Here is a 6,646-nt window from a genome sequence, read left to right on the forward strand (position 1 = left end):
GTTTTATACACACTAACAATTTATTTAGATATAAGATATTAGATTAAGAAATTGCAAAATATATACAGTTGATAAGATAGCCTTAAACGACAATCCCCAACAAAATCACTGTACATTGGCTATGATGAGTTAGACCGAATTTTCGGAAACAGTATACAATACAAAGGAAAGAGGCGATAACCATGCAGTCAACGGAATCGTATATGAAGGAAAGACAACGTAGAGAAAAAATAGAAATAATATTTAATCACAGGGTAAAAGGAGAGAGTTATTTTCATGGTTCTTCCTATCAATGGAAAAACATTGTATATCAAAATTATAATAAGATACAACAAAAAGAGTTGGAAATTGAACAAATYATTTTAAAAATRGAAGAAKAAGGGATTCRKTTTACGCAGCACCGYTCRCTCATACACTATCCCRTCATTGATTTTGTAAAATATATAGCTAAGRTTTATAAGGAAACCCTCGAAACACAATAATCATATTTAAAGGAAACCTTTATAAAGTGTGTATTTTCGAAACTTTGTTAACTAAAAGCCCAAAAACTCATTTTAATATTCTTTTTATTCGAAATACTATTCTTTCTCGTTATAATAAAAACCATAACGTATTCTAGTCGTTTGTATATCTTCAGATTTTGCGAATTTTATTACACCTTATTTACTTTTTATGTACTTTATAATAAAAAAAAGAATTATCTCTTCTCTTAAAAATTAAGAGAAAAAATAGTTCTTTTTCATTTATCTTATTTCTTAAAGTAAGTCCAGCCTTCTTCTTGGTAAATCTTTTCTTCTTTCATCAGTTTACCAAGTGCRCGYTTAAATGCAGCTTTACTCATATTGAAACGTTCTTTAATGTCTTCTGGGTTGCTCTTATCCCAAAACGGCATTGCTCCGCCTCGTTCTTCCATATATGCATAAAGTACTGCTGCATCATCTTCCATTCCTTCTTCTTTACGAGGAAGAAGTGAAATGTTAATTGTACCGTCGTCTTTCACGTCAATAATACGACCTGTTACGCGCTCACCGATGCGGACTTGTTCTTTTCTTTCTGTATGGTGTAAGAAAGCACGGAAATGCTCGTCAGTTAGTATGAATGAACCAACTTGAAGTGAGCGATACACACGTCCATTTACGTTTTTATTACGCATAGATGGCGTTGCATCTACGATAATTTCTTGCATATCACTGTCTCTTGCCGGAAGAGCAATTAAACGATCACGATTCGTTAATTTTAACGTACAATATAATTCGTCGCCTTCTTGAGGCAAAGTGAAACTTTAATCAGTGGGGGTTTTGTTCATCCCCCRCTGATTATTAGTTGAACCAATCGGGCWTTTACGGGCAGTTATCTCCCRCCTAACTTCCTCGCAYTYGCYGAATTTYGAGGTGGGAGTCTTACTGCYCGTTAATGCGGGATAAAGTTATCTTTTTTATCATTCCAAACAAAAGTTAATTATAACACGATTTTTCCTTTATTTGTCCAACTGCCCAAAATTCACTATAATTAAATAAAGACTGTATCTATAGGACTATATTCCCCTACGGATGATCCGTCAAAACACTTAAGTTGCAACACTCTATCTAATCGATGTATTTTCCGCTATACTTTAATATGTATATTACATAGCCTATTTAGGTGCATGAAAAGATAGAAATTTATTTGGAGGTGCTAACTATGGCAAAAGAGAGTTCTTTTGACATCGTTTCGAAAGTAGAATTACCTGAAGTAACAAACGCAATTAACATCGCATTAAAGGAAATCCAAAACCGATATGACTTTAAAGGTAGTAAAAGTGATATTAAATTAGAAAAAGAAGTACTTGTTTTAACTTCTGATGACGAGTTCAAATTAGACCAAGTAAAAGACGTTCTAATTTCTAAACTTGTAAAACGTAACGTTCCAATTAAAAACTTGGACTACGGAAAAGTTGAAACCGCATCTGGTAATACTGTTCGCCAACGTGCAACTCTGCAACAAGGTATCGATAAAGATAACGCGAAAAAAATTAACAACATCATTAAAGAAATGAAATTAAAAGTAAAAACGCAAGTACAAGATGACCAAGTACGCGTAACAGCGAAAAGCCGTGATGACTTACAAGCAGTAATCGCAGCCGTTCGCAGCGTCGACTTACCAATCGACGTACAATTCATTAACTATCGCTAAGAAAAAAAGATCCTCTATCTATACAGAGGATCTTTTCTTTTTAACCGCAATTAAAAAAGCAATAAATAAYACGTTCACACCGACTATTAAGGAGATAAACAACCAATTCACACCTGTTTCTTCGCTAACTTTATACACATTCGACTCTTCGCGCTTTAAAACAAGATAAAACTTTCCGTTTTCTTCTCTTATAATTTCGTCTTCTAACAATCCTCTTAACTCTTGTTTTTCACCAATTGTACTTACAGGTAAGGAAACCTTTTTCGTCTCTTTCGTATTATTAATCGCTACTAGTGTTACTTCATCTTTATACTTTCGTTTTAATATACTCATTCCATCTTTATCATATAGAAGTTCAAACGTACCACGTCGTAAAGATGGTCTCGCTTGTCTAAGTTCACCTAGCTTCGTTATGTGCTGCATAAACTTTTCATCAGATTTGAAATCCATTAATCGTCTATTATCTGGAGCATCTCCCCCATCTAATGCGATTTCAGTTCCGTAATAAAAATTCGGTATCCCCGGGGATGTTAATAAGTAAGTGATCGCTAGTTTTAAACGAGACGGCGGGTAATACATATTTTCTTTTGCAATACGTGCAAATCGCTTTGTTTCTTGATTATCTAAAAACGTAGCGAATTCCTCTTCTTTTCCACTCACATCATATAAAGGTTTCACAGACGTATCTGCTTTTGAAAATGACTCTACTATTTTTTTATAGTACTCATTATCTTCCTTTGTCATAATGTGAAAATCTTTCTTTACCTTCTGCAAATCCTTTTGCACTTCATCCCAAAACGCACGCGGCTTTTTTTCACTATGTATCACATAACTTCCGTCTAAATCGACTTCTTTTATCCACCATTTCATCGAGTCTATTAATTGTTGTTCATTTTCTTCATACGGAAATTGAAAGACAACTTTCATTCCTTTTTTGCGAGCCTCATTTACAAGTTCTTTCACATCATTTTCTGTTCCGAAATGTTCATTTACTTTTTGAAAATTTCGAACGCTTAATCCATCATACTTTTCACTTTCAAAAAGCGGCGAAAGCATRATAGTAGTAAATCCCATTTCTTTTATGTAGTCCAATCTTTTTATAATCCCACGTATATCTCCGCCCTGATACCCTTCTAAATTACCAACGTCTAACTGTTTGTCATTTTTCGATTCTCCGTTATTAAAGCGATCAATCATAATGGAATATATAACTTCATCTCGCCATTCCCTTTTTTCTTCCGCAAAAGTATGTACTGGTACAAACAAAATAACAGCTAAACAAAAACAAATGAATAGTTCCTTAGTCCATATTTTTTTCACACGCATCCCCCAAACTTCCAATTGTAAGAATATTATACCAATTTTTAGAGCAAATCGCATACGTTGATTTTATCCCCCAAAAATACATCATGTTAGGTTTTCTAACATCATCTAAAAAGTTTTCTGAATTTTTAGTTGATTTTTCTTTTTATTTCGAATATGATATGAAACATAACGTATAGATGTTATTTTTCCTAACATCATAGGAGGAGAGAGAATGAATACGGGAGATACAGTTTTTATTTTTGTAACGACAGTAATGGTCATGTTGATGACACCAGGATTGGCACTTTTTTATGGGGGTATGGTTCGCAGTAAAAACGTACTCAGCACGACAATGCACAGTTATAGCGCAATGGCTATCGTTTCGATTCAATGGATTGTTATCGGTTATTCTTTATCATTCGGGCCAGATTGGCACGGACTTATCGGCAATCTCGATTGGTTCGGTCTAAACGGAGTTACCTACGCACCAAACCCAGACTACTCATCTACTATTCCTCACAATTTATTTATGATGTTCCAACTCATGTTCGCTATTTTAACTCCCGCTTTAATTTCAGGGGCATTCGCCGAAAGAATGCGATTTTCTGCCTTTCTTATTTTTATCCTTCTTTGGACAACAATCGTTTACAATCCTGTCGCTCATTGGGTATGGGGCGTTGGCGGATGGCTGAGAGAACTCGGCGCGTTAGACTTCGCTGGTGGTAATGTCGTTCATATCACATCTGGCGTTGCTGGTCTTGTATTAGCTATTTTCCTTGGAAAACGAAAAAACATAAGCGGTACCTCCCCTCATCATTTACCATTTACAATGTTAGGCGCAGGCTTACTCTGGTTCGGCTGGTTCGGTTTCAACGTCGGTAGTGCATTATCTTTAAATGACGTAGCTTTAACTGCATTTATTAATACAAATATAGCCGCCGCTGCCTCAGCTCTAACTTGGATGCTTTCTGAATGGTTCTTCCAATCAAAACCGACTGCGATGGGAGCTGCTTCCGGGGTTGTTTCTGGTTTAGTCGCAATTACGCCGGCTTGTGGATTCGTTACACCTTTCTCCGCTCTTCTTATCGGAGCAATCGGCGGTATATTATGCTTCGGAGCTGTCTTCTTCTTAAAAAACAAATTCGGATACGACGATACACTCGATGCATTTGGATGCCACGGCATCGGAGGAACTTGGGGCGGTATTGCAACTGGACTATTTGCTACTACTACTATAAATAGCGATGGTGCTAACGGATTATTTTACGGAAACGCCACTCTCCTTTTCAAACAACTTGTAGCAATCGGAGCAACATATGCATTCACAATCATAATGACGTACGCCATTATTAAAGCCATTAACTTCTTCCTTCCTGTTCGCGTCGATGAGCACGAAGAACAAATGGGGCTTGATATTTCGATGCACGGGGAGAAAGCTTATGAGTATACAGAGCGAGTAAATTAAAAAAGAGATGCAATCTATTAATAGTAGATTGCATCTCTTTTATCGCACTGATTAGCATACCCCACCCTGTATTCCCATAAATATATCGATCGTTTCTTTCAATATATCGATTTACCGACGAATTCCGACATAGCTAAAACGCAAAATACCCTGCATGATTTTACACAAAAAAGACGACCGTTTAACAGTCGTCTTTTCCTATTTACTTCGGAACATTCCCTACATACTGCGTAATATCAACATTTAACGCCCCTGCTAAACGCATKCCGTASTCWTGATCYGCRCGGAAGAAGTTRCAAAYAGCTARTAATTTCGTTTGCTCATTTACGCCTTTTAAGTCGTTTGTTAAGTTCGCAATTAAGTTATCTTGCTCTTCTTTAGAGAATGAACGGTAACGCTCACCCGCTTGTTTGAAGTCATTTGGTTTTTCAATTTTTTCACGAGATACATAGCCTTCTACTTTCATAGTTGAATCGCGGTAAGCCGGATCTTCCACTGGATTTTCAGTATGACGGCTCGGTTCGTAGTTTATTGTAGATGGGTTTTGATCCACTTGCATCGCACCATCACGTTGTTGATTACGAACAGCTGCGTATGGGCAGTTTACAGGAATTTGTAAATAGTTTGCACCAAGGCGGTAACGCTGTGTATCTGGGTAAGAGAATAAACGACCTTGTAATAATTTATCTTCAGATGGTTCAATACCATTTACAGTTGCACTTGGAGAGAACGCCACTTGTTCTACTTCCGCAAAGAAGTTTTTCGGGTTACGATTTAACGTCATGGTCCCTACTTCAATTAATGGGAAACGATCTTCTGGCCATACTTTCGTTGGATCTAGTGGATCGAAGTCTAAAGAGTCCGTTTCATCTAGTTGCATTACTTGTACGTGTAAATCCCATTTCGGATAGTTTCCTTTTTCGATTGCATCGAATAAATCACGAGTTGCATGATTGAAGTCTTTCCCTTGCACTTCTTGCACTTCTTTCGCACTTAAATTACGTACACCTTGCTGTGGCTTCCAATGATATTTAATGTAAACAATTTTACCTTCTGCATTAATCCATTTAAATGAATGTACGCCGAATCCTTCCATTTCACGGTAGTTTGCCGGTGTACCATAATCAGAAAATACCCACGTCATCATATGTGTAGATTCTGGAGTTAACGTCATGAAATCCCAGTAACGATCTGGTGTTTGAACATTTGTATCAGGTGCTGGCTTTAAAGAATGCACCATGTCAGGGAATTTAATTGCGTCACGAATGAAGAAAACYGGTAAATGGTTACCTACGATATCRTAGTTTCCTTCTTCTGTRTARAATTTAACAGCGAAMCCACGMGGRTCACGAGCTGTCTCTGGAGAACCTTGACCATGAATAACCGTTGAGAAACGAACGAATACAGGTGTTTCAGTTCCTTCATTTTGTAAAAACGCTGCTTTCGTATATTGCTGCATGCTGTTTTTCGTTACGAATACACCGTGAGCACCTGCACCACGTGCATGCACAACACGCTCAGGAATACGTTCACGATCAAAGTGAGCAAGTTTTTCTACTAAATGATAGTCTTCTAACAATACCGGTCCACGGCGACCAGCTGTACGAGAGTTTTGGTTATCTCCAACTGGAGCACCTTGGTTTGTTGTTAAGCGCTTATTTGGATTCATCAAGGGTGATCCTCCTCTTTCCTTCATAGTAATTA

Annotated in this window: 5 protein-coding genes and 1 pseudogene; 3 read left to right on the forward strand and 3 right to left on the reverse strand. The window is 37.1% G+C overall.

What is annotated here, in order from left to right:
* Positions 1-182: 182 nt before the first annotated feature.
* Positions 183-482, forward strand: coding sequence for a hypothetical protein (locus AC1DJR_RS15475; RefSeq protein WP_477002955.1), 300 nt, complete (start codon positions 183-185; stop codon positions 480-482).
* Positions 483-748: 266 nt separating this feature from the next.
* On the opposite strand, the pseudogene AC1DJR_RS15480 reads toward AC1DJR_RS15475, so the two are convergent.
* Positions 749-1,270: pseudogene (locus tag AC1DJR_RS15480) on the reverse strand (S1 RNA-binding domain-containing protein); the annotation flags it as partial.
* Positions 1,271-1,680: 410 nt separating this feature from the next.
* Between AC1DJR_RS15480 and AC1DJR_RS15485 the strand changes: the two are divergent.
* A complete protein-coding gene (locus AC1DJR_RS15485; RefSeq protein ID WP_002030284.1) occupies positions 1,681-2,172 on the forward strand; it encodes a YajQ family cyclic di-GMP-binding protein in 492 nt (163 codons plus the stop codon).
* An 18-nt stretch (positions 2,173-2,190) separates the two neighbouring features.
* On the opposite strand, the gene AC1DJR_RS15490 is transcribed toward AC1DJR_RS15485, so the two are convergent.
* On the reverse strand, positions 2,191-3,552 hold the full coding sequence (locus tag AC1DJR_RS15490) for an alpha-amylase family glycosyl hydrolase (protein ID WP_429688777.1): 1,362 nt from the start codon (positions 3,550-3,552) through the stop codon (positions 2,191-2,193).
* A 157-nt stretch (positions 3,553-3,709) separates the two neighbouring features.
* Between AC1DJR_RS15490 and AC1DJR_RS15495 the strand changes: the two genes are divergently transcribed.
* On the forward strand, positions 3,710-4,942 hold the full coding sequence (locus AC1DJR_RS15495) for an ammonium transporter (RefSeq protein WP_002011245.1): 1,233 nt from the start codon (positions 3,710-3,712) through the stop codon (positions 4,940-4,942).
* Between the two features lie 202 nt (positions 4,943-5,144).
* Here AC1DJR_RS15495 and katB read toward each other — a convergent pair whose 3' ends face one another.
* A complete protein-coding gene (gene katB, locus AC1DJR_RS15500) occupies positions 5,145-6,611 on the reverse strand; it encodes a catalase KatB (RefSeq protein ID WP_477002956.1) in 1,467 nt (488 codons plus the stop codon).
* Positions 6,612-6,646: the final 35 nt, after the last annotated feature.

The organism is Bacillus sp. 05T31, assembly GCF_056396725.1.

Bases quoted from the DNA above. Each gene is read 5' to 3' on its own strand.
- AC1DJR_RS15485 (WP_002030284.1), top strand. From the start codon at position 1,681: ATGGCAAAAGAGAGTTCTTTTGACATCGTTTCGAAAGTAGAATTACCT.
- AC1DJR_RS15495 (WP_002011245.1), top strand. From the start codon at position 3,710: ATGAATACGGGAGATACAGTTTTTATTTTTGTAACGACAGTAATGGTC.